The organism is Caulifigura coniformis (genome assembly GCF_007745175.1).
GTDB lineage: Bacteria > Planctomycetota > Planctomycetia > Planctomycetales > Planctomycetaceae > Caulifigura > Caulifigura coniformis.
Genome location: NZ_CP036271.1, coordinates 1,574,859 through 1,598,285 on the forward strand (window position 1 = coordinate 1,574,859; position 23,427 = coordinate 1,598,285).

Annotated in this window: 13 protein-coding genes; 6 read left to right on the forward strand and 7 right to left on the reverse strand. The window is 63.9% G+C overall.

Annotation, left to right across the window (positions count from 1 at the left end):
• Position 1: 1 nt before the first annotated feature.
• Complete coding sequence (locus Pan44_RS06225; RefSeq protein ID WP_145028321.1) at positions 2–1,309, reverse strand: beta-ketoacyl-[acyl-carrier-protein] synthase family protein; 1,308 nt, start codon at positions 1,307–1,309, stop codon at positions 2–4.
• 337 nt (positions 1,310–1,646) lie between these two features.
• Positions 1,647–2,984: an acetyl-CoA carboxylase biotin carboxylase subunit gene (accC, locus tag Pan44_RS06230; RefSeq protein ID WP_145028322.1), complete on the reverse strand. Its 1,338-nt coding sequence runs from the start codon at positions 2,982–2,984 to the stop codon at positions 1,647–1,649.
• 415 nt (positions 2,985–3,399) lie between these two features.
• Between accC and Pan44_RS06235 the strand changes: the two genes are divergently transcribed.
• Entirely contained in the window at positions 3,400–5,001 is a 1,602-nt protein-coding gene (locus Pan44_RS06235; protein WP_197453899.1) for a porin, read from the forward strand.
• Positions 5,002–5,092: 91 nt separating this feature from the next.
• On the opposite strand, the gene Pan44_RS06240 is transcribed toward Pan44_RS06235, so the two are convergent.
• Positions 5,093–6,601 (reverse strand): sulfatase-like hydrolase/transferase, encoded by a 1,509-nt coding sequence (locus tag Pan44_RS06240; RefSeq protein WP_145028326.1) that lies wholly within the window; start codon positions 6,599–6,601, stop codon positions 5,093–5,095.
• Positions 6,602–6,604: 3 nt separating this feature from the next.
• Positions 6,605–9,580 (reverse strand): PVC-type heme-binding CxxCH protein, encoded by a 2,976-nt coding sequence (locus tag Pan44_RS06245; RefSeq protein WP_145028328.1) that lies wholly within the window; start codon positions 9,578–9,580, stop codon positions 6,605–6,607.
• A 287-nt stretch (positions 9,581–9,867) separates the two neighbouring features.
• Here Pan44_RS06245 and Pan44_RS06250 point away from each other — a divergent pair, with 287 nt between their 5' ends.
• Positions 9,868–10,875 carry a S1/P1 nuclease gene (locus Pan44_RS06250; protein ID WP_145028330.1) on the forward strand — a complete coding sequence of 336 codons (1,008 nt, stop codon included), beginning with the start codon at positions 9,868–9,870 and terminating at the stop codon, positions 10,873–10,875.
• A 23-nt stretch (positions 10,876–10,898) separates the two neighbouring features.
• On the opposite strand, the gene Pan44_RS06255 is transcribed toward Pan44_RS06250, so the two are convergent.
• Complete coding sequence (locus Pan44_RS06255) at positions 10,899–11,876, reverse strand: ABC transporter ATP-binding protein (RefSeq protein WP_145028332.1); 978 nt, start codon at positions 11,874–11,876, stop codon at positions 10,899–10,901.
• Positions 11,877–12,105: 229 nt separating this feature from the next.
• Between Pan44_RS06255 and Pan44_RS06260 the strand changes: the two genes are divergently transcribed.
• Together Pan44_RS06260 and Pan44_RS06265 are read left to right on the forward strand one after the other, a co-directional pair.
• Positions 12,106–13,488, forward strand: coding sequence for a tetratricopeptide repeat protein (locus Pan44_RS06260; protein WP_197453900.1), 1,383 nt, complete (start codon positions 12,106–12,108; stop codon positions 13,486–13,488).
• Between the two features lie 191 nt (positions 13,489–13,679).
• On the forward strand, positions 13,680–15,275 hold the full coding sequence (locus Pan44_RS06265) for an NAD(P)/FAD-dependent oxidoreductase (protein ID WP_145028336.1): 1,596 nt from the start codon (positions 13,680–13,682) through the stop codon (positions 15,273–15,275).
• A gap of 49 nt (positions 15,276–15,324) precedes the next feature.
• Here Pan44_RS06265 and Pan44_RS06270 read toward each other — a convergent pair whose 3' ends face one another.
• Both Pan44_RS06270 and Pan44_RS06275 read right to left on the reverse strand, forming a co-directional pair.
• Entirely contained in the window at positions 15,325–18,369 is a 3,045-nt protein-coding gene (locus Pan44_RS06270) for a sigma-54-dependent Fis family transcriptional regulator (protein WP_145028338.1), read from the reverse strand.
• Positions 18,370–18,980: 611 nt separating this feature from the next.
• On the reverse strand, positions 18,981–22,160 hold the full coding sequence (locus Pan44_RS06275) for a PSD1 and planctomycete cytochrome C domain-containing protein (RefSeq protein WP_145028340.1): 3,180 nt from the start codon (positions 22,158–22,160) through the stop codon (positions 18,981–18,983).
• Between the two features lie 343 nt (positions 22,161–22,503).
• Between Pan44_RS06275 and Pan44_RS06280 the strand changes: the two genes are divergently transcribed.
• Together Pan44_RS06280 and Pan44_RS06285 are read left to right on the forward strand one after the other, a co-directional pair.
• Positions 22,504–22,905, forward strand: coding sequence for a Minf_1886 family protein (locus Pan44_RS06280; protein WP_145028342.1), 402 nt, complete (start codon positions 22,504–22,506; stop codon positions 22,903–22,905).
• A 17-nt stretch (positions 22,906–22,922) separates the two neighbouring features.
• Positions 22,923–23,399: a hypothetical protein gene (locus tag Pan44_RS06285; RefSeq protein WP_145028344.1), complete on the forward strand. Its 477-nt coding sequence runs from the start codon at positions 22,923–22,925 to the stop codon at positions 23,397–23,399.
• The last annotated feature ends 28 nt before the right edge of the window (positions 23,400–23,427 follow it).

Genomic DNA, 23,427 nt, shown 5'->3' on the forward strand with positions numbered 1-23,427 from the left:
CTCAGGCCCCTTCGAAGATCACCGCGGTCGCCTGTCCGGCGCGCGTGTAGTTGATCTTCAGGAACTTCCTGCTGGCCACCGGGGTGAAGTCTCGGGTGACGTTGAGCTTCAGAGCCGGATCAGGCTCATCGCAGTTCAGCGTCTTCGGCGCCAGGCCTTCCGCCGACGACAGCAGCGACGCGGCGATCTCGATCATTCCGCAACCGCCGCCCGAGTTGCCCGTGTATCCCTTGATCGAGGCGACGGGGATCGTCGACGCAGCCGGTCCGAACACGTCATGAATCGCGGCCGCTTCAATCGCGTCGTCTTCCGGATCCCCCGCGCCATGTGCGTTGATGTGGCCGATGTCGGCCGGAGTAAGGCCGGAGTCGCGAAGCGCCGCGTGGATGGCGTTGGTGATCGCAGTCTGGAGCTGCGGCTTCCCGTCCATCGAAAGGACGCACGACGATCCGCCCCCGAGCAGGTAGCCGTAGATCTTCGCCCCGCGCTGGACGGCGTGTCCTTCGTTCTCGAGGATCAGACATCCGGCCCCTTCGCCGATGACCTGCCCGACCCGCTTGCTGTCGAACGGCCGGCTGCTCTTTTCCGGATGCGCGGTATCGGCAGCGACGTCGTCCCACAGGTTGGCGTGCATGGCCCGGATCGGATGGAGACGCGTCCCGGTCGATCCGGTGATCATGACGTCGGCCGCGTTGCGGCGGAGGATGCGCAGCGCCTCGGTAATGACGACGCCGGACGATGCTTCATCGAGCGTCAGCGAGTTGCTCGGGCCGCGGGCGTCGGCATAGATCGCGATGTGGCAGCCGGGCATGTTCGGCAGATACTTCAGCATCCACAGTGGTTCCATCTTGGTGATGCCCTTCTCACCCCACTGCTCGAACCGGAACACGCCGGTTTCATCGGTGCACGCCTTGGCGCCGTCCTTCAGATCATCGGGGGGCGAGAAGATGAGGTTGGCCCCGTACTCGACGCCGATCCGCTCGGGGTTGATGCCCGACCCCTTCAGATTGCTGTCCGCCAGCGCCTGCGAGGCGGCGGCCATCGCCATCTGGATGTCGCGGCTCATCACCTTCAGGCTCTTGCGCAGATCCTTGAGGTGAACCTTCTTGATGGTCTCGTCGTTGAAGTCTTTGACTTCGCCCCCGACGCCCGAGCTGACGCTCTCGCATTCGAAGAGCTCAACCTTCGAAACGCCCGAGCGCCCGTCTTTCAGCGACGTCCAGAACGCCTCGCGGCCGATTCCGCACGGGCTGACGATGCCCAGACCTGTGACAGCGACGCGGCGACCGCGGTCGTTCTCTGCACTCATTGTTGACTCTCAGCCTTCACCACTCGAATTCCCGGACGGCTCCGCCCGCCTGGATGCAGCAGCGGTGGCTCTCGACGGGACAACTAGGATTGGCAAACCACACCCAGTGTCGCGCTCGATCACCGACGCCACCACAGACGAATGACAGGAGACAACGCCCCCATCAACCGCGTCTGCGGCACTACGGGAAATCGACCGGACCCACCGATGATTTGCACGAAAACAGCAACCTGACCGGAAGATAGGAGACCGGTTCAGGCGCTGGTTTGCAAGCCCGGCAGACACTGCTGGAGAGACCAGGCAATCCGGGACGGCTGCGAATTCTCGGCAACCGGGGTCACCAGGTCCGTTCGACGAACTTCGTGTCGCCCGACGCGTTCTGGAACGTCGGGTGCTCGATGATCTTTTTCAGCAGCGGAATCGTCGTCTTGATCCCCTCGACGACAAACTCGGACAGGGCCCGCCGCAGCGTGATGATCGCTTCTTCACGTGTCGCCTTGTGCACGATCAGCTTGCCGATCATGGAATCGTAATATGGCGGAACGCGGTAGCCCTCGTGGACGTGACTGTCCCAGCGAACCCCGTTTCCACCGGGAACCCGCAGCTTCGTGATCGTTCCGGGGGACCCGCGGAAATTGTCGTCGGGATCTTCCGCGTTGATCCGGACTTCAATCGCGTGGCCCGTCGTCGTGATGTCCTTCTGCTTGAGTTCGAGCTTCTCGCCCGACGCCATCTTGATCTGCTGCTTGATCAGATCGATGCCGGTCACCTGCTCCGTCACCGGGTGCTCCACCTGGATGCGGGCGTTGACTTCAATGAAATAGAAGTTGAAGGCGGAATCAACGAGGAACTCGCAGGTGCCGGCGTTGGTGTAGCCCGCGGCCTTCACCAGCCGCACGGCCGCCTTGCAGATTTCCTCCCGGACCTCCTTGGGGAGGTTCGGGGCCGGGCTTTCTTCGATCAGCTTCTGGTGCTTGCGCTGCATCGTGCAGTCGCGTTCCCACAGATGAACGGCGTTGCCGTGATTGTCGGCGAGGATCTGGACTTCGACGTGTCGCGGACGATCCACGTAGCGTTCGATGTAAACGCCAGCGTTCTTGAAGGCCTTTTCCGCCTCGGCGGAGGCGTTCTTCAGTTCCGTGCGAAGCGTGGCTTCGTTCATGGCGGGGCGGATCCCCTTGCCTCCGCCGCCGGCCGTCGCCTTGATGAGAACGGGATACCCGATTTCCGCCGCTACCCGGACGGCTTCTTCTTCCGACTGGATCAGCCCTTCCGAGCCAGGAACGAGTGGCACCTTGCTCTCTTTGGCGATGGTCTTCGCAGAGATCTTGTCCCCCAGCTTGTTCATCGCCTCGTGCGGCGGCCCGATGAACTCGATCTTCGACTCCCGGCAGACCTCGGCAAAATGCGAGTTCTCGGCCAGGAACCCGTACCCTGGGTGGATCGCCTGGACGTTCCCCAGTTCCGCGGCGCTGATGATGCGATCAATCCGCAGGTAGCTCTCCGTCGATGCAGGAGCCCCGATGCAATAGGCCTCGTTGGCGAGCGTGAGATAGTGGGCGCCGCGGTCCGCCTCGGAGAAAACGGCGACCGTCTCGATGCCCATTTCGCGACAGGCCCTGATGATCCGGAGCGCAATTTCGCCGCGGTTGGCAATGAGAATCCGTTGAAACACTGGTCGTCCTTCTCGCGATCGGGCAGTTCCTGGAATGCGGAGTCTAAAAACCGCGGGCAGGAAGCCAAAGCCTAGCGGCCCCGGCCCGGCAGGAATGGGAATGACGTGGCATTCAGGGCGGGGGGCCGGCGCTTGAGAATCGCCCTGCCGCCGACGAGGGCCGTCGGGAAGACCTGACGGCGATCAGCAACTTCCGCCGGTCGCGCTGTGCCAGATAACCACTCCTTCAGGTTCACGGTTTCACCCGGTGGAAATCCGCCGCTTGTGAGAGTTTAACGGTTGTATCGCTCGTGCCGGCTGTCGCCCGACGACGATGCGTATCCGAAGGCCACATCCCGCGCTGCTCGATGGCCAGGAAATCGGGCACACCGGCGGACCTCTCACAAGGATGGGAAGAATGCGGCGGCAGTGTCTCATGAGCGACCATCGGAAGGCGGCGCTGGGCGCCCTCGTCCTGATGCTTGCCATGCTACTTGCCGGTCAGTCCGCGCTGGCCCAGTCTCCCCAGAACGACGAACTCTCCCGCCTGATCGAACGGATCGAAAAGCTGGAAGTGGAAAAGCAGGACCTGTCGCAGCGGCTCGAGACCATCGAGCGCGCGGGCCTGACCGCGCCGGATCAGAAGTTTCCTGACCTCCCCGCCGCGACCGGAGTGGCCGCGTTCGATGCCCCGACCCGAGCGGCGTCCACGGAGCCGCTCGAACAAGGGACCGAGGCCGAATCCGCAGCCGCTGCATCGGCAGCCCGCCTCGACGCCCAGGGGGAGCAACTCTCCGCGCTGCAGAAGGCCTTCAAGGCGTTCCAGCAGAGGGCCGCTCAGAAGAAATATCCGAACCTCCAGATGAACGGGGTGTTCCAGGCGGACGCGGGCTGGGTCCACCAGGATGAGGACAGCCTGAACGAGTTCGGAAGAATTGAAGACGGAGCGGGGTTTCGGCGGGCCCGGCTCTCGGCAAAAGGGAGTGTGGCCGAACACACGAATTACCTGTTCCAGTTCGACCTGGGAACCGCGGGAATCGGACGTCCGACCATCACCGACATCTGGGTCGAGCAGGAGGAAGTTCCCTACCTGGGGACCGTCAGGGCCGGACAGTGGAAGCAGCCCTTCAGTCTCGAGGTCGTCAGCAGCTTCCGGTACACGACCCTCATGGAGCGTTCCTCACTGTTCCAGGCATTCACCCCGTTTCGCCGACTCGGCGTCGGCTTCTACGACCAGAACGCCGACCAGACGATAACCTGGGCCGTCTCTGGCTTCCGAAGCGGCCAGGACCAGTTTGGCGGCACGTATTCCAACAACAGCGGCTACGGAACGGCCGAACGCGTGACGTTCCTCCCCTGCTGGTCCGACGAAGGCCAGCAATACCTGCACCTGGGGCTGGGCCATTTCTTCAATGCGCCCGTCAACGGGGTCGTCAATTTCCGCACGATTCCGGAGATGTTCGTCGGAGCGCACGGCAACGACATTCCCGTGGGATCGAGCGGGCAACCAATCCCCGGCCCGCTGAACGGAGTTCCGTTCTTCGTTGAGACGGGAAACCTCAACGTGAACGTCTACAACGTCCTGGGAACCGAATTCCTCTGGGTGAAGGGAGCGTTCTCGCTGCAGTCGGAAGCGATGGTGAATTTCGTGGACCAGTCCGGGGGAAACCCCATGGGAGTGCTGCCGGGCATGTATGCCCAGGTGGGTTACTTCCTGACCGGAGAGCATCGTCCTTACGACCGAAAGGCCGGCGCGATCGACCGGGTGATTCCATACCAGAACATGAGGTTCTGGAGAGACAACGGGAACGGACCAGGCTTCGGCGCGTGGGAAGTGGCGGCGCGGTTTTCGTATCTCGACCTGAACGACGAGAACATCCGGGGCGGAACCCTGACCGACTACACCGTCGGCGTGAACTGGTACATGAACCCTTATCTGAAGACCGTGTTTAACTGGGTCCACGCCATCGCGGACAACGCGGCCTTCCCGAAAAGCCAGACCGACCTGTTCGGCATCCGGGCCCAGGTCGATTTCTGACGGTCGACGTCCGACGGCCGAGGCCACGTCGCTCATCGGGCCCTGCCCTCCTCGTACGCTCACCGGCCTCGCAGCGGCGGCCGGGACACATTCAGGGGATCATCCGCTGAGGCGCGTTGAACAGGTGTCGGGCAGCGTCGCGTTCGTCCTGCGTCGTTCGACGCCCCCCCTGCAACCAGTTCGGAGGAATCATCCGGTTGTTGAGGACGCGCCACGCCCTCTCCAGGCGGTCGACCTGTTCAGGATTCTTCGCAGCCAGATTCGTCGACTCGGCCGGGTCATCCTTCAGGTTGAACAGTTCCCAGACCGGCAGCCCCGCTTCGTGGAAGCGACAGAGAATCTTCCAATCGCCCGCTCGATAGGCCGCCGATTCACCAACCCGCCAGTAGTGACCGGCGTGAATCTCATCGGTCGAGTCGGTCGACAGGGCCGGGGTCAGATCGACGCCGTCCAGCCCCTGCAGTCCCGTCAGTCCGGCCGCGGCGGTCGCCGTCGGGAGAAGATCGAGCGCGCTGACCATCCGCTCTTCAACCCGTCCTTTCGGATAGCGCGCGGGCCACTTCATGATCATCGGAACTCGAATGCCCCCTTCGAAGAGCTGTCCCTTCTGACCACGAAAGGGGTGGTTGCTTGAGGTCAGCTCACGCGTCGGCCCGCCATTGTCGCTCAGAAACACGACCAGCGTGTTCTCTTCGATCCCCAGTTCCCGCAGCTTGTGAACGACCCGGCCGATTCCATCGTCCAGATGCGAAAGCATGCTGGCGAAGAGACGGCGATGAATGTCCTCGATGTGGGCGAATTTCCCGAGGTCGTCGCTCCGCGCCTGAATGGGGCTGTGGACCGCGTTGTACGACAGGCACAGGAAGAACGGCTGCGACCGGTTCCGTTCGAGGAAGCGTTCGGCCTCGCGGGTGAACGCATCGGTGAGATTCTCACGCTCATCAACAGGCTGGCTCGATCGCAGGATCGGATTGTCGGCGTCGTAATCAGGCTCGAAGCTGTTGAGATGCGTTGACCAGATCATGCGTCCATCCGGCGACGTCCAGCGACCGACTCCTCCATCCGGCAGCCTGCGCCGACGCAGCCAGGTGACGTGCCCCTCAAACGGTGACGGAACGTAGGTGTGCCCTTCGTGGAGAAAGCCGAAGAACTCATCGAATCCTCGGCGCTGCGGATGAAATGCAGCGGTGCCTCCAAGGTGCCATTTCCCGATCAGCGCCGTCGAGTAGCCCGCCAGGCGCAGGAGGTCCGGCAGCGTGGTTTCATAAAGCGGCAGCCCGACTTCGGGATCGGCATTAGCCGCGCCGATGGGATTGAACTCGAAGCCGTAGCGGTTCTGGTAACGGCCCGTGAGCAGGGCCGCACGCGAGGCCGCGCAGAACGGCGCGGTCACGTATCCCGCATTGAACCGGATGCCGGCTGCCGCGAGGGAGTCGATGTTCGGAGTCGGCAGGTCGCCGCCGTAACAGCCCGGCTCTCCGCGACCGAGGTCGTCGGCGATGATCAGCACGATATTCGGGCGGACCTGTTCGGCGGCGGACGCGGAGCCCACCAGGAGAAAGCACAAACCGACCGCCTGTGCCGCCTGATGGCTCCGCATGGCTCATTTCTTTCCGAGCAGGAAGACAAGGAGATCGGCCATGTCCTGCTGGGAGAGCTTTTTCTCGAGCCCTTCCGGCATCAGCGACTGGCCGCTGTTGGACATCGCCTCAATGTTGGCCCGTAGCAGCGTCTCTGTCACGCCTTCGGCCCGCTTGAGGACGACGCTCGTCGCGGTTTCGCTCTCGATAATGCCGGTCGCGATCCGCCCGTCGTCGATCGAAACCACGTAGTTGACGAAGTTCGGCCCGACTTCGCGATTGGGGTCGAGAATATGCATCAGGACTTCCGCGGGGGTGCGATGGCGGATCGTCGAGAGATTCGGTCCGACATCATACCCCTTGTCGCCATTCTTATGGCAGGTGATGCATTCCTTCTCGAACAGCGCCTGGCCGCGCCGGGCGTCGCCAGCGAGATTGAGGACCGATTGATATTCGGCGACCACTTCCTTGCGGCGTCCTGCAGGCTCGGCCGCCAGCAGCCGGCCGGCTCGAGCGGCGATCGCGGCGTCTTTGTGTTTAAGGAGCAGTGTTCGACGCGCAGGGCTGATCTGCGAGGCGGGAATCGTTCCAGCCTCGATCGCTTCCAGAACGGCCACCGTGCGGTCGGCTCTTGCCAGAAGCTGATCGACGACTTCCGTCCGCAATGCGGGGGAAAGCCCGCGCCAATGTTCGAGCATCAGCGGCGTCACGTCCGCATCCGGAAACGCCGTCAGAGTCCGGACCGCGGCCCGCTGGACATTCGTGGAATGCCTTGGGGCGAGCAGCATCGAGAGCACCTCGCGCGCGACCGCGAAGCCATCCAGCCCCACCAGTTCGATCGCTTCGAGACGCATCTCTTCGGCCGCGGAATCATCCGCCGCGATCCGGGCGGAATCCTTGAGCAGCGCGTCGATCCGAGTCTCGACGTCCGGCCCGGCCTGGCCTGCTGCCGTTCGCAGCGGAACCCTTGCCCGCTTAAGTCCCTCTCCCAGCCCCGCCAGAACGCTCAACAGCGCGGGACGTTCCGAATCGGGAACGGACACGGACGTCAGCGCGGCGAACACGGACGCCAGTTCGTCCGGCCGCTTGCGCGCACCGACGCAAACGGCCAGCTGCCGTCGGAGAATCCTTGGCCCGGCCTGCGGATCGAGCGGCGTCTGCTTGAGGAGCTGGACCAGAACCTCATCCGCACCGTCGACGAGCGAACTGAGAATCGCCACACGCATCCAGGAATCCCCGGAGTCACGCTCGACCAGCCGCATCAACGCGCCCGTTGCGACCGGATCGCGGACCTCCCCCAGCGAGAACGCAAGCTGGAATCGCACCCGAATCTCTTCGTCGTCGACCAGCCTCGCGGCCTTCGCCAGGACGGCCGGTGAGCTGGCGAAACGCGATTCCGCGAGGCGAATTGCCTGCTCGCGTACTCCCGCCGATGCGTCGCTCAGCACGGCAAGCAGATCGTCGTCGGCCAGCGACTTCAGCCCTTCCAGCGACCACAGCGCATGCGATCGCCCCAGGGGCGTGCCGCTGCGGACGAGTTTCTTCAACGGCTCGATGGCCGAACGGTCCTGCTTCTCAAACAGCAGGCGATGAGCCGTCTCCCGATGCCACGCATTCGGATGATCCAGCAACGAAACCAGTTCCTCCGTGGTCGCCTGGCCAAGCCTCGGCGGCTTGGGGGCCTGGAATCCGGGCGGACTCAGGCGATAGATCCGGCCGCGATCGCGACCGCTCTCCAGGTCGATCATGGCCTTGATATCGTCGGGGATCGACCACGGGTGCTCGATCGTTTCGCGATACATGTCGAGCACGTGCAGCGTGCCGTCGGGGGCGTTGACGAAGTTGACCGCCCGGAACCAGTTGTCGTCCGAGGTGACGAACTCGGCATTCTGTTCCGTCCGGTGGGAACGGAACGTGACTCCATCCTTCTCAAGGGCCTGGCGATGAATCAGGTTGCCGGCCACCTCGCCAACGAACACGTTGTTTCTGAACTCGGACGGATAGGCCGACCCGCGATAGACCGTGACGCCGCTGGAAGACGTGAAGTAGGCCTGGTTCGTCTCGCTCCGCGGGATGACGGTCCCTTCCGCCACGTAGCGTTCGGCCCGCAGCGTGCGCCACGGTTCCGGCGGGCTCGTGCGATACACCGGCAGCGTATCCCCCGCCTCGGCTACGTCGTGCACGGCGGCCGGGGCGACGAGGAACGGATTCCGCTTCAGATACCGGCTGGGAAGGAGGACATGCTGGATCGGGTTGCGGATGTTGCAGAGGAACCGGTTCCCCCAGTCGTCGAACGAGTTCCCGAACCGGGCGCCACCGGAAATCGCTTCGAACTCGCGCGTGTTCGGATCGATCGAATAGTCGTTCCGGGAGAGGGCCACCGGCTTCACGCCCTCGTTGCCGACGGTCTGAATCGTGCCGCCGTTGCTGGAACCCGCGCCATAGATCTTGTGATCGAGCCCCCAGGCGAGATTGTTCATCACCGCCTGGACGTTGTACTTCCGGAAGCCGGTAAACACTTTCTCACGGACATCCGCCTGGAGATCGCCGTCCGTGTCCTTGAGGTACCAGATGTCCGGCGTGGCGGCGATGTAGACGCCCCCTTTGAACAGGGCGATGCCGGTCGGCCAGGAGAGGTCGCGGGCAAAGATCGTGCTCTTGTCGAAGTCGCCGTCGCCATCGGTGTCTTCGAGAATGCGCACCTTGCCAAGCGGGAGATCTTTCGTGCTGTCCTGCCAGGCGACGTCGTTCTTCTTGTCGGTGTACGGGTAGTCGCTCATTTCGACGACCCAGGCCCGCCCGTTCTCGTCGTACACCATCGCCACGGGGTCGGTCGTCAGTGGCTCCGCGGCCAGAAGGTCCATCGTGAACCGATGCTGCGCGTGAAACTTTGCAGCGACGTCTTTCGGCTCCGTCGCGGGAATCCGCGGCAGCGGGTCGGCGGCGGGAAGAACGGACACCATCCCGAAAACGAACAGGGCGGAGAGAGCAGCGCGCATAGGGAGCCTTCGAGGTCGAACTCAGGTCGAACGCGGCATGATCGTCAGCGAGATGCTCCGGTGCTGCAAACGAAGTCGACGAATTGCGGGCGGCCCTGTCGCATAATCACACGTGAACCGGTCCGTTTGGCGGCCTCCGGCTCGATGCCGTCGCGCAGTTTTCCGACGGCGTTCATGAAATCTTCATCGCGCCCGATCATCGCTGGCGGCGCTGCACTTCTGTGGGAAAGCAGTAGGATCACAGGCAACCTGAAGCATCGATTGTCACGCATCGAGGAGACGCGCTCGTGGGTTCAAAACGCTGGATGTCTCGCGTGCTCGTCCTCGCGCTGGCAGTGTGCTGGGCAACCATCGGCAACGCCTGGTGGGACTGCGGCCACAAGATCATCGCCTCCATCGCCTATCGCCGACTGACTCCCGAGCAACAGAAGACGCTCGTCGACATCCTCCGGCAGCATCCCCGCTTCGAGCAGGATTTCCGCTCGAAGATGCCGAAGGACGTTCCGCCCGAACTCGAAGGCGAGTGGATCGTTCAGCAATGCTCGATCTGGCCCGACCTGACGCGCGACTTCAAAGGGGCGGACAAGGACAAGTACAACCACGGCCCCTGGCATTACCAGGATCTGCCCCTGTTCCTCACAGAAGCCGACCGGGCCGCCATGGAAAGCCGGCTGACGCTCAACATGGTCACAACACTTCCGGCCGACCTCAGCAATCCCAACGAACTGAACGCCCTCCAGGCGATCGCGCTCTCCCGGAAAACGGCCTTCGATCCTGGCGCCCCCGCTCCGGAACGGGCCGTGGCGTTCTGCTGGCTGTTTCATCTGGCGGGAGACATTCACCAGCCATGCCACGCATCAGCCATGTTCTCGCAGCGGCTGTTCCCCAACCTGAACGAAGGCGACCGCGGCGGCAACCTTGTGAAAGTCACGCAGCGAGGCAACCTGCATTCCCTGTGGGATGGATTCCTCGGCTCGCGAGGCCAGGTCGTGGAAATGAAGAACCGGGCCGTGGCGATGATGGCCGACCCCGAGTTCGCCGCGCTCGGTGAAAAGGCGATCCAGACGCTCGACCCGACAACCTGGCGGGCCGAGAGCTTCGAACTGGCGAAGGAATACGTCTACGACTCGGAAATCACGACGTTCCTGAAGGCCCTCGACATGAGTGGGGCCGCGGCCAACAGCATGGCCTGCACCGTGACGGAGGATTACCTCAAGCACGGCGGGAAGGTGTCGGAGAAGCGAGTCGTCGAAGCGGGATACCGGATCGGAAAACTGCTTGACGAGCTGAAGTAGGATGCAGATTCCGCCGAGGTTCCTTACGTTCGCACACCGCGTTCCGTCAGGTCCATGAACGCTTCGTTCAGGTGGCGCTGATCCTTGCTGAAGCCGGCAATGGGGATGCTCTTGTCGAGCAGGTTTCGCAGGAGCCCGTTCACATCCGTCCTGGCAGGATCGATCGCGATCCGGTATTCGGGGCGGCCTTCGACCGGGTCGACGCTCAGCACGCCGCCAAGCGTCTTGAGTGTGTCGAGATAGCCGTCGACCTCTCCATTCTGCGTCTCAACGCGCAGCCGGTACACCGGGTTCTCCGACGTCGTCTCGAGCAGCGCGTCCATCGGGCCGGAGTACTTCGTCTTCCCGCGGTCGACGATCGTCACGCTGTCGCATAGCTCGGCCAGCTCGCTGAGGATGTGGCTGGAGATGAAGATCGTTTTGCCCATCCGCCGCAGCTCGCGGAGGATTTCCATCAGCTCGATGCGGGCCCGCGGATCGAGCCCCGACGCCGGCTCGTCGAGCAGGAGCAGGTCCGGGTCGTTCACGAGCACGCGGGCGAGGCTCACGCGCTGCTGCATGCCGCGGGAGAGACCCTGAATCAGGTCGTCTTTCCGGCCGTCCATGTCGGTCAGCGCCAGCACGTCGGCGACAATCCGGTCACGGTCTTTGAGTGAGAAACCGTAGGCGGCCGCGAAGAAGTCGAGGTACTCGAACACCGTCATCTGCTTGTACATGCTGAAGTGGTCGGGCATGTAGCCGATGCGGCGGCGGATGGCCTTCACGTCGTCCCGGACGTTGTAACCAAACACCTCGATCCGTCCGGACTGAGGCTTCAGCAGCGTGCAGATGATCTTCAGCGTCGTTGTTTTTCCGGCTCCGTTCGGGCCGACGAAGCCATGCAGCGACTTCGGCGCAACCTGGAAGCTGATCCCGTCGAGGGCCCTGTGCTGCTTGAACAGGTGGGTGACGTTCTCGACGTTGATGACTGCGTCAGATTTGGCAGAGGACTGGGTCGACATGCGCACGCGACTAAGGTGAACGGGAGCCCGGGAAGCAGTACGTCTGGAAGCGACGGCGCGTTGGATTTCAAATTCAGACTACCGCCTTGGCAGGGAAAATGCATTCGTCCGCCGCAACCGCGTAGAATGTCCAGGGGTGCACCGACGGGGGAATTGAATGATCTTCCCCCGTACGCCATCCTCAAGGGTCTCACGTCGAGTCAATCACGCAGCGATCGAGGCAAGCGACATGGCGGCACCGGCAGCCGGAGGCGACAAGAACCGTTGGGCGAGCGACTGTTTCCGCAAGGGAACGGAAGCGGTCAACAAGAAGAACTGGGACCTCGCCATCGAGATGTTCGGCATGTGCGTCAAGCTCGTGCCCGACAACATCGGTTTTCGCCAGAACCTGCGCGGCGTCACCAAAAAGAAATACAACGACAACGGATCGGGTGCCGGAGCGCTCGCGAAGGCGAAACTGGTCGGCCTGCGGAGCCGCATCAAGAAATCTAAGGCCGCCAAAAACTGGGAAGACGCGGACAAGGCCTGCGAAGAGGGCCTCCTCGTCAATCCGTGGGACGTCGGGCTCAACGTCGACCTGGGCGAAATCTGCAAGGAGACTGAGCGGACCGACATGTCCGCCTGGGCCTACGGGCTCGCCCGCCAGGGGGACATGAACAACCTGGACATCAATATCGCCCTCGCCAACGTTCTCGAAGAACGGGGGCAGTACGCCGAAGCGGCCGGAGTCTGGCGGCACCTCTACAAGCTCGATCCCAAGAACGGCCAGGCCCGCTCGAAGATCGCGGCACTGGAAACGAAGACGACCATCGAAGCCGGCGGCTACGAGGGCGCCAAGAACACCGGCGACGTGCGGGTGAACAAGGAAGTCGTCCGGAAAGGCGAAGTCGTCGCGCCGGGTCAGTCCGTCGAGATCGACATGCGGCATGCCATCCGCAAGGAACCGCAGAACAAGGGGCTGTACCTGAAACTCGCCGATCACCTGCGGAAGAACCGCAAGCTCGACGAAGCGCGCGAAACCTTGAACCAGGCGCTCGAAATCTCGGGCAACGACCCCGCGATCACCGAGATTCTCGAAGACGTCGAGCTCGATCAGCTGGCGCTGAACCTCGATGCCGCCAAGCAGACGGCGGCCGCAAGCGGCAAGGACACCGACCGTCAGAACACCGTCGCACTGGCGCAGGAACTTCTCAAGCGGCAGATCGAAGTCCTCAGCGCCCGCGTCGAGAAGTATCCGGCCGACCTGGGACGGAAATACGACCTGGCCCTGCTCCTGATGCGCATCCAGAAATGGCAGCAGGCGATTCCGAACCTTCAGAAGGCGTCGCAGGATCCCCGGATGCGGGGCAAGGCACTCGTCGCGCTGGGCGAATGCTTCCTGTACGACAAGAAGGGCTCGCTCGCCCGCGGACAGTTTGAACGGGCCCTGCCGGAGCTCAGCTTCGACCAGGAGCCCGATATGTACAAGAAGACCTACTACAACCTCGGCCGCATCTGTGAAGAAGTCGGCGACAAGGCCGCGGCCGAGAAGTACTACGGCGAAGTCCTCGTGGTCGACTACGAATACAAGGACGCCAACGAGCGCCTCACCAAACTGCAGGGCGGCGAGTAACCTGCATCGTCGGCCGGAAAACACGGAGGCGCCGAGGTCGTGGAGACGCGAGGAGGGCATCTCTTGCTCCGCTCCACAGTCTCTGGTCGAACGCGGCGATCCTGGCGACGTGGATTCCGATGGCCGAACCGAAGCGTCTCCTCAGTGCGTCTCTGCAAACTTCGTGTCTCCGCGTTCATTGAACTGTTTTCGTGTCCCTCCGCGTCACCAATCTTTGCCTGTCCGTCGAGCAGTCCGAACTGGAACTGAACGACGTTGTTGCGCGGCAGCTCAGGCTGAAGCCGGGTGACCTCGCCCGCCTGCGGATCCTGCGAAAGAGCCTCGACGCCCGCTCCCGCGGTGACATGAAGTTCGTCTACACGCTGGAGGTCGAGCCCCGACCCGGCGTCACCGTCACCAGGAAGCCCGGCGACTGTGAAGTCGCCCAGTATCAGCCGGAGCAGTTCGACGATCCCCCCGACGGAAAGGCCCCCCTCGGCCAGCGCCCGATCGTCGTCGGCGCCGGCCCGGGCGGACTCCTCGCCGGCTACTACCTGGCCCGGCGCGGATACGCCCCCCTGATCCTGGAACGCGGCAAGCCGGTCAAAGAGCGAGTCCCGGCCATCCGACTGTTCGACTCCGGCGGTCCTCACGATCCCGAAAACAACTACCTGTTCGGCGAAGGAGGAGCCGGAGCGTTTTCCGACGGCAAGTTGACCTGCCGGATGACCGGCGCCGATGTCGACTGGGTGCTGCAGTCGTTTGTCGATTGCGGCGGCCGCCCGTCGCTGGTCTACGAGAACCGACCGCACCTCGGCAGCAACAAGCTCCCGATGATCTGCCGCAACTACCGCCGAAAGATCGAGGCGCTGGGAGGCGAATACCGATTCGACTGCCGCGTCGAAGGACTCCGCAGCCAGGAAGGCCGCATTGTCGGCGTGGAAACGAGCAGCGGCTTCATCGCCGGGAACGTCGTCATCTTCGCCCCCGGCCACAGCGCGCGGGAAACCTATCGCTGGCTGCTCGCCGCCGGCGTGCCCATCCACCAGAAGGCCTTCCAGCTCGGCCTCCGCATCGAGCAGCCGCAGGAGCAGGTCAACCGCTGGAAATACGGGCACGAGCGTTACCTGGATCTCCTCGGAGCCGCCGACTACTCGCTCGGCGCCAAAGGAGACCGCGACCTGTACACGTTCTGCATGTGCGCCGGCGGCTACGTGATTCCCAGCGTCTCCGATCCCGGCCTGTTCTGTTCGAACGGCATGAGCAACTCCCGCCACGATTCCCCATTCGCCAACAGCGGGTTGATGGTCACTCTGCAGCCCGCCGAGTTCGGCGGCGAGCATCCGCTGGCCGGCGTCGAACTGCAGGCTCGCTACGAAAAACTGGCGTTCGAACTCAGCCGCAACTACCTCGCCCCCATCCAGTGGGCCAACGATTTCGTCGCGGGGCGTCGCACGGCGTCCACCGACAAGCTTCCGTCGTCCTACGAGCGGGGCGTCATCCCGGCCGACCTGCATGAAGTGCTTCCTCCCGCGATTGCCCAGGCGATTGCCAGAGGCCTGCCGCAGCTCGACCAGAAATCGCGCGGCATGATGCTGAAGAACGCCACGCTCGTGGGACCGGAAATGCGAGGCAGCGCGCCGGTCCGCATCGAGCGGGATGCGGAGTCGCGAGACACTCCCGGCTTCACCGGCTTCTACCCCGTCGGCGAGGGAGCCGGCTACGCGGGTGGCATCGTCAGCGCCGCGGTGGATGGTCTGCGAAGCGCCCGGGAAATTGTGCGGCGCTACGCACCGGTCACAACGTGATTGTTCCCGACGCTGCCAGCGTCGGCTGCGGCAGTGCTGAGGACAGCGTTCAGTCCAGTCCGTGTTTCTTCAGCTTGCTGTAGTAGGTGCTCCGCGGCATTCCGAGGAGACGGGCCGCATCCGCCTTGTTGCCGTTCGCCCGCTGCAGCGCGTCCTCCAGCATCGACTTCTCATCACTGGAGCCGCTGACCAGGATCCGCCTGGGCGCGGCGAGGACGTCGACGGTCAACGCGCGGCGGCGCGGACGATCGGCCTCTTCCGAACGACGCCCCAGCAGCGGCGTCGAAGGCTCCCGCATTTCTGCGGGAAGTTCGGCCACCGTCAGCGACGCCCCTTCCGCCAGCACCACGGCCCGCTCGATGATGTTCTGCAGCTCACGGATGTTTCCGGGCCAGTTGTATTCCGTCAGCCGCCGCATGGCGGTTTCGTCGATCGAGGTGACTCTCCGCCCCGTACGCTCGCCAGCCCGCCGCAGGAAGTGCAGCGCCAGTTCGAACAGGTCCTCACGCCGCTCGCGCAGCGGCGGCAGCGTGATCGTCACCACGTTCAGCCGGTAGTAAAGATCTTCCCGGAACTTCCCTTCGGCGATCAGGCGCTCCAGGTTCTGGTGCGTGGCAGCGACGACGCGCACATCCACCGGAATCGACTGTGACCCTCCCACCGGCTCGATGATCCGCTCCTGCAGCACCCGCAGCAGCTTGATCTGGGTTTCCAGCGAGATGTCTCCAATTTCGTCGAGGAACAGCGTCCCCCCCTCGGCCAGCTGAAAACGGCCGACCCGCGCGTCCCGCGCATCGGTGAACGCCCCTTTGACGTGTCCGAAGAGTTCGCTTTCCAGCAGTGTCGGCGACAGCGACGCGCAGTGGACGCTCACCAGCGGACCATCGGCGCGCGGGCTGTTCTCGTGGATGGCGCGGGCGAGAAGCTCCTTGCCCGTGCCGCTCTCGCCGCGCAGAAGGACCGAAGCCTCGCTCGCGGCGACCTTCCGAACCGTCTCCAGCACCCCCTGGATCGCCGGGCTGGTCCCCTTGATCGCCTCCCTGCGGAACTCGGTCAGATCCCCGTCCGCCTGCGGGTCGGTCACGTGATGCGAAAGCTCCGCCTGGAGGAACGCGATACGCCTCTCCTGTTCGGCAATATGCCGGGCCTGCTGCTGGACATCTTCATTCAGCCTGTTGATGTCCGCATGCACCTTGGCACAGTGCAGGGCCACGCCCGTCACCCGCCCGATCGCGGTGATGAACGTGACGTCTTCTCCCGTATAGGCCGCTCCGTTCGACTTCGCCCCCAAGACGACCACCCCAACCAGCTGGCCTTCCGATTCCAGTCCCTGGATGAACTCGGCCGAGTGGGCCCGCAGCCAGTCCTGAATGGGCGAGGCCCCGCTGGGCACGCGCTGCACCGCCACTTCTTCCATCAGCAGCTGCAGGACCGAGTCGTCCTCGCTGAACTGGAGGGGCAGGTTGAAACGCCCGATCACGGTCGACAGCCGAAACCTCTGTCGGTCGTCCTCCACGAGATAGAGCGCGCCGCGATCGACCCGCAGGGCTTCGCAGCACGATGTGAGCAGGTTGTCGGCAACGACCCGGCGTTCGAGCACGTTGGTGATCGAACGATTGATGCGCTGCAGCGCCTTGTCGAGCGGGTACTTCTCGCGGAAGAACCGAAGATCGATCGACCGCTGCAGCCGGTCCCGCAGCCAGTTGCTCGCCAGAACGCTCGCCGTCAAAACGAAGACCATCGGCAGCGGATCATTGAAGCCGCTCCCTTCCCGCCACAGCGCCGCGATGGCCACGCCGGCGATGCTCAGACCGAACGTGATCGTCAGGCCCACGCTGAGGACATAATACCACATGCCCCGGCTGAGGACCTGGTCTACCAGCATCAGCTTGTAGCGGGCGATTCCGACGGCGTAAGCCACCATGAACAGTCCGCTGGCCGCCATCATCGGCGCCCGCGCCGCCCCAAACGCGAAATCATCAGTCCGGAAGTAGGCCAGCCAGAGCGTGTAACAGATGGCGATGGACGAGCCGATCCCCGCCCACAGAATCCACTGGACCTGCGCCCGCTCGAGCGGATTCCGCGCCCCGACATAGCTGCGGATCAGGCGGGCCATGCTGACAACGAAGTAAACCGCCGCCACGCCGATATAGCCGAAGACTCCTGTCCGGAGGATCTCCATCAGCCCCGAGGAGCCGCTGCTCAGGTAACCCTGCAGCCCCCTCTGCAGCACGCCGGGCCCCCAGTCGCTCGACAGCAGACGCGCCATCACCATGCACAGGATGGCCGAGCACATCGCCGCGACCGGAACCGGATACACCACCAGCGGAATCACCGCCGATGAGCCCCGCTGCGAATCGGGAGCCGGATAGACGAGGAAGAAGTGCAGCAGCACCGCCGGAAACAGCACCGCCGCCGACGTGAACGACAGCGTCAGCAGTGGTGAAGACGCCAGGACCCACCAGTGGTTGCCGCCGGTATAGGCCACCAGCGCCAGGCTGCTGACCATGAAAAACAGTTTAACCGCCTGATCGTCCGGCCGCTTCCAGTAGGTCAGTCCGGTCAGCACCACGATCGGGAACTGGAGAAGCAGCCACAGCACCGACCACGCCAGCGGAGTGAGCGGCTGGGGTAGAACTTTCAGCCAGCCGACATGCAGCGTGCCATCGACATGCGAACGAAAGACGGCATGGACGAACCGGGTGCCGTTCTCGATCTCAACAAAACGGTACGTCGAATCGGGAGTCAGGTCGGCTGGCGAGGCGTAGTTGTTGAGCCGCCCGTACTGGCTGCTGACCCGGCTCCGAAGATCGGCCAGGACATAGGTGTAGTCGACAAACGAACGAATCGACCTCCCCCCCAGCGAGACCAGACGGTCGCCCGGGACAGGCAGCACCTTGCCATCGAAGTCGTCCTCGCGGGGGCCATAACGGATCGGCAGCCCGAGTTCGGCCACCGATTCCTCGGAGAGCACACACCGCACGGGAAGGTCGGGCGAGGAGGCGACATACCACAACGCGAAAAGGCTGAAGAGTCCGCACAGCGCCGAGACGCAGGTGAGGACCAGCTGGTCTTTTCGTAGATTGGGGGACATCGGCAATCTAACCTTGTGAACAAATATTCACAGGATCCAGCGCCGAAATCAGCGCCGAACCCCGCCACACAGTACCTTTTCGGCGCGCCACTGGCAAGAGGCCGCCAAGCGCCGAAACAAGTTCGAAACGTATAACTCCATTCCCTGAATGCACTTCGTTGCGCCGAATTCAATCCATCCGCTTTTCCGCAACAACTCGGCGCGGAACGGCACGTCGTCTGCAATCCTTTCAAACGCCCAGCAAGACCCTTGGCTGATGGCGAAGGTCAAAGAGACGCGGAACTGACTAGGCAGCCTGACCCACGTTGCTTTTCAGAAACCGTACTCCACTCCGGCCCCGCGTCCCGGACCTTCGACTCGCCAAGGGTCTTTCTATTTGCGCGGGCCATCTTCCCCCCGGGCCCCTCACTTCCCCCCGGGCCCCTCACTCTTCGCAATTGCGCCCCGACACGCCCCGTCCCCGGGAGATGCCAGCGTCAATGCTCTGATGCACTGGAACAGCCAGTCCCGACTCGCGAAGCCGCCCCCCGTGAGGCGAACTTGGTATCGGCACCCTTCCAAGGCGCAACCCTGCCGTCTGGCAGAGGATCCGCAGCCCACGTCGGGCCGGGCTACTCGCGGGTGATAGTCTCATCGAGGTTCAGCAGCACACGACTGACAGCCGTCCACGCCGCGGCCTGAGCGGGTGTCGCTCCAGGCGGCAGGATCGGGGGATGGGCCGGATCGCTGGCCGCCGCCTCCCACGCCGCCTTGTCGTCTCCGGCGAACCGCTCGTTCTCACGCCGCCAGAGCTCAGCCACAACGTGCAGCTCCTCGTCGGAAGGCCAGCGGCTCGTGCACTGCCGGAACGCCTTCCGGATCCGCAGTCGTTCGTCTCCTGCGTCCAGCAGAAGCGTCTTCCCCATCGCCCGGGCGCATTCCATGAAGACGGGCTCATTCAGCGTCATTAACGCCTGCAGCGGGGTATTCGACCTCGCCCGCCGCACGCATGAGAAGTCGCCGTTCGGGGCATCGAACGCCTGCAGCACCGGATACGGAATCGACCGGAAACGGAAGGTGTACAGCGCACGGCGGTAGCGCTGCACGCCGGTGTCTTCTTTCCAGGTCTTGGGGCCATAGCTCACCGGCGGCTGCAGCATGAAGTCGGGAAGCGGCGGATGGACCGGCCGGCCTCCGGTCTCCCGGTTCAGCAACCCCGATGCAGCGAGCGAAATATCGCGCACCAGTTCGGCGTCCACCCGGAATCGGGCTCCTCGCGCCAAGAGCCGGTTGTAAGGATCGCGAAGCGCCAGGTCCGGCGAGACCTTCGAGGACTGCCGATACGTTGCGGAATGGACGATCAGCCGGTGAATGTGCTTCAGGCTCCACGGCGCCGCCCCCTGGGCGTCGTTTGAGGGCTCCATCAGTTCGACCGCCAGCCAGTCCAGCAATTCCGGATGAGATGGCGGCTCCGATTGAACGCCGAAATCCTCGCTCGTGGACACCAGGCCCACCCCGAAGTCGCTCTGCCAGATCCGGTTCACGATGGACCGCGCCGTCGTCGGGTTCTGGCGATCGGCCATCCACCGCGCCAGCGTCAGTCGGTCTTTTTCGGAATCGCCCGGCACCGCCCCGAGAAACGCCGGCACACCCGGCTCGACAGGCTCGGCCGGCTTCAGGAAATCACCCCGCCTCAGCATGCGCGTCGTGCGAGGCTCGCGTCGCTCTCGGAGGACGAGTTGCGATGAGGGGCGAGGGTGCGATCGCCACAGCGCCTCGATCTCGTCGTTCCGCGACTGGAACTCCGGAACCGTCGTTCGCCAGTGGCCGAACAGGACGTCCCTCTGCGCCGGGGACCGTTGCCCCGCCGCAACGCTCAGAACGCCCCGCACCGCCGTAGGCACGCAGGCGTCTTCAATCACGGCATCGCCCGTCACCGACAGGCGGAATCGCCCCAGGTTATTGGTCTGATTGTCGTCGCTGTTCCAGCCACCGTGATTCTGGGCCAGGCGGAACGTCAGCCGTGTGCCAGCCGGATTCGCAATGGGCGTCTCCGGAACGAAAACCGCCGTCCGGGGAACGTTGCTGCGCCCGGGTCCGACGTCGATGCCCCATGCCGTCAGCAGGTCTCCGTCGATCGCGAACGCCACGGGGCCGGTCACCCGCCGCTTGTTCGTCTTGTCGGCGAACATCGGATCAAGCTCGGTTTCCGCGGGATTCGCGTCGGCGATCGCCTTGACGAATTTCACCTTCACCGGCTTCACACCCGGCTCGGGAGAAACCGCGTCGACCATGAACTCAGTCAGGGCACACAGCCCGTTGATCGCCCGCCCCGGCCCTCCAAGCGGCAGGTTCGGGTCGTTCAGGAGTTCCAGGCGAACGGCCTTGATCTCGGGAACATCCGAAATGGCACAGCTGAAATCCGTCGTCGATTTCGTGGGGGCATAGCCTTGGGCGAGAATCGAGCTGTCATCCAGCAGGTAGTGCTTCTGCCCGCCCGAGGTATCGAGTTCGGGCCGGGCCATGATCCACTTCGGTTCCGGCGGAAGCGACGCCTCCCACGCCGCGACACGCGGCTCCCAGTCCGGCGTCGTGTGCTTGAGATCGGTCTCGATCTCGGACACCTTGCGCAGCACCTCCCCTTTTTTCTGGAGGTCCTCCGGCGAGTAGACGGCCGTGCTTCCTTCGGTGCTGTTATTCAGGAAGGCAAACAGGCGGTAATAATCGGCCTGGCTGATCGGGTCATACTTGTGGTCGTGGCACTGGGCGCACTGCACGGTCAGCCCCAGGATCGATTTCCCGATCGCGTCCATGCGGTCGAACATCGCCTCCATCCGGAACTGCTCGGGGTCGACGCCCCCCTCTTCATTGATCATCGAGTTGCGGAGAAACCCGGTCGCCACCACCTGGTCCTGGGTCGCATCCGGCAGCAGGTCGCCCGCCAGCTGCTCGATGATGAACTGGTCGTATGGAAGGTCGCGGTTCAACGCGTTGACGACCCAGTCGCGGTAAAACCAGACGAACCGGGGCTTGTCTTTCTCGAAGCCGTCCGAGTCGGCGTAACGGGCGGCGTCCAGCCAGACCCGTCCCCAGCGTTCCCCGTAGTGGGGCGACGACAGCAGTCGCTCCACCTGCTTCGACCAGGCATCGGGGCTCTCATCCGCCTCGAAGGCGTCGAGTTCATCAAGCGTCGGCGGGAGGCCAATCAGGTCGAGGCTGAGCCTGCGGAGCAGCGTGGCGCGGTCGGCCTCGGGGGACGGCGCGAGTCCTTCCTCGTCCAGCTTCCGTCGGACAAAATTGTCGATCGGGTTCCTCGACCAGCCGCTGGGATCGGCCGGAACCGCAGGCCGCACTGGCGGTTGGAACGCCCAATGCCGGAGGGCGGCATGCTCATCCCCTGCGAGGGCGTCGGGCCATACGGTCCCCGATTCGATCCACTCCTTGACCGTGGAAATCTCCTTCGGAGTCAAGCCGGGCCCTTCCGGGGGCATCCGGACATCCGGGTCAGTCGTGGCCACGCGCTGAAACAGCGAACTCTCCGACGGTCGCCCCGTCACGATCCCCGCATCCCCCGACTCCCCTCCCCGGATCGCACGGGCTCGCAGGTCGAGTCGCAAACCGGCCGTCTGTTTCCGGCCGTCGTGGCACTCGTAGCAGTGCTGTTTCAGGATCGGCAGCACGTCTCGTTCGTAGTCGACGGCCGCCGAGGCGGGAGTCGCTCCGACAACCACGGCGGCCAGAGCCACCGTCAGCGGCAACAGGGCCGCGGCGCGGAGAACCAGGTGACCTCGGGAAGAAGCAGGAGCCGGCATGGAGGGGACCAGGGCCAGGGGAGGGAGTTCCCTGATTGTCAGCAACTCCCCCCCGCTCCGCAATCAGATCAGGCCGAATCGATGGATCGGGCGAGGCCCGGTTCTGTTGTGGGCGGTCTCTGAGAAGTCTTGGCGATTCCCGGCGATGTCCCTGATTCGCGACCACTTTTCTGGAACAGGTCTCGACGTCTGTTCTGTTTCCGGGGAAAATCATGACGGTTCTACTCGACGTGAATTGGCCATGTTGCGTAGGATTCGCGGAGTTCTGCGGTCATCCGGCCGAGTCCGGATGTGGGCAGCGCTCCCCCGCGGATCGCGTCGAGTTCAGATGAGACAGGTAGTCATGGCGAAGGCAGTCGCTCGGACGGCGTCACGCAAGCGGTATGACGAAGAGGCTTATCACTTCGTCGTGGAGGCTTTGCACTTCACTCAGCAGCGGCTTTCCCGTCCGCGCCCCAAAAGCGTCGACGACGAATCGGCCCACATCTCCGGGCAGGAACTGTGCGTCGGCTTCCGGGAATACGCCAGCAAGGCGTTCGGCATGCTCGCCGGAACCGTCCTTCGCAGCTGGGGCATCAAGACGACCGATGATGTCGGTCGGATCGTGTTCGAGCTGATCGAGCGTGGTGAGATGCGGAAGACGGAACGCGATCGCCTCGCCGACTTCGCGCACCTCTACGACTTTCGCGAAGCCTTCGTCGAAGACTACGTGATCGAAATCCCCAGCTCTTTCCGGCAGTCGTGAACGAACCGCCGCCACGGATGGCTGTGCGACGATCACGACGGATGCTTGTCCTCGGAGCGGCCGCCGCGTGGATTCTGCTGCTCGCCGGGCTCGCGTTCTGGACGGCCAATCCCGTCACGCTGAACCTCGCTTCGATCTCGCTGGCCCGGGAGTCCGGTGCGGTGATCATCGGTGAGGTGGTCGAAGTCCGGAAACCCGATTCGGAAGAGAAGCCCCCCGAGACCAGCGCTCCGGATTACTCCGTCCGTGTGGTGGAAGTGCTCGGCGCCAAACCGGGCTTCGCGGACGACTTCGGAATCGCGATCGGGAAATCGGCCGGCGTCGTCGACACCAGCCACTATCAGCCAAAGGTGGGAGAAAAGCTGGTCCTCCCGTTGTTGCTTCACTCGAGCGTCCACCTCATGCAGACGACGGGACGCCCCTACGCGGCCACGCCCCGGACCATCGCCGACGTGAAAAATGTCCTCGAGGATGCAGCGCCGTCCGGACGCTGATGGCCGGGTGCCACGGCCGTCTCGGCCG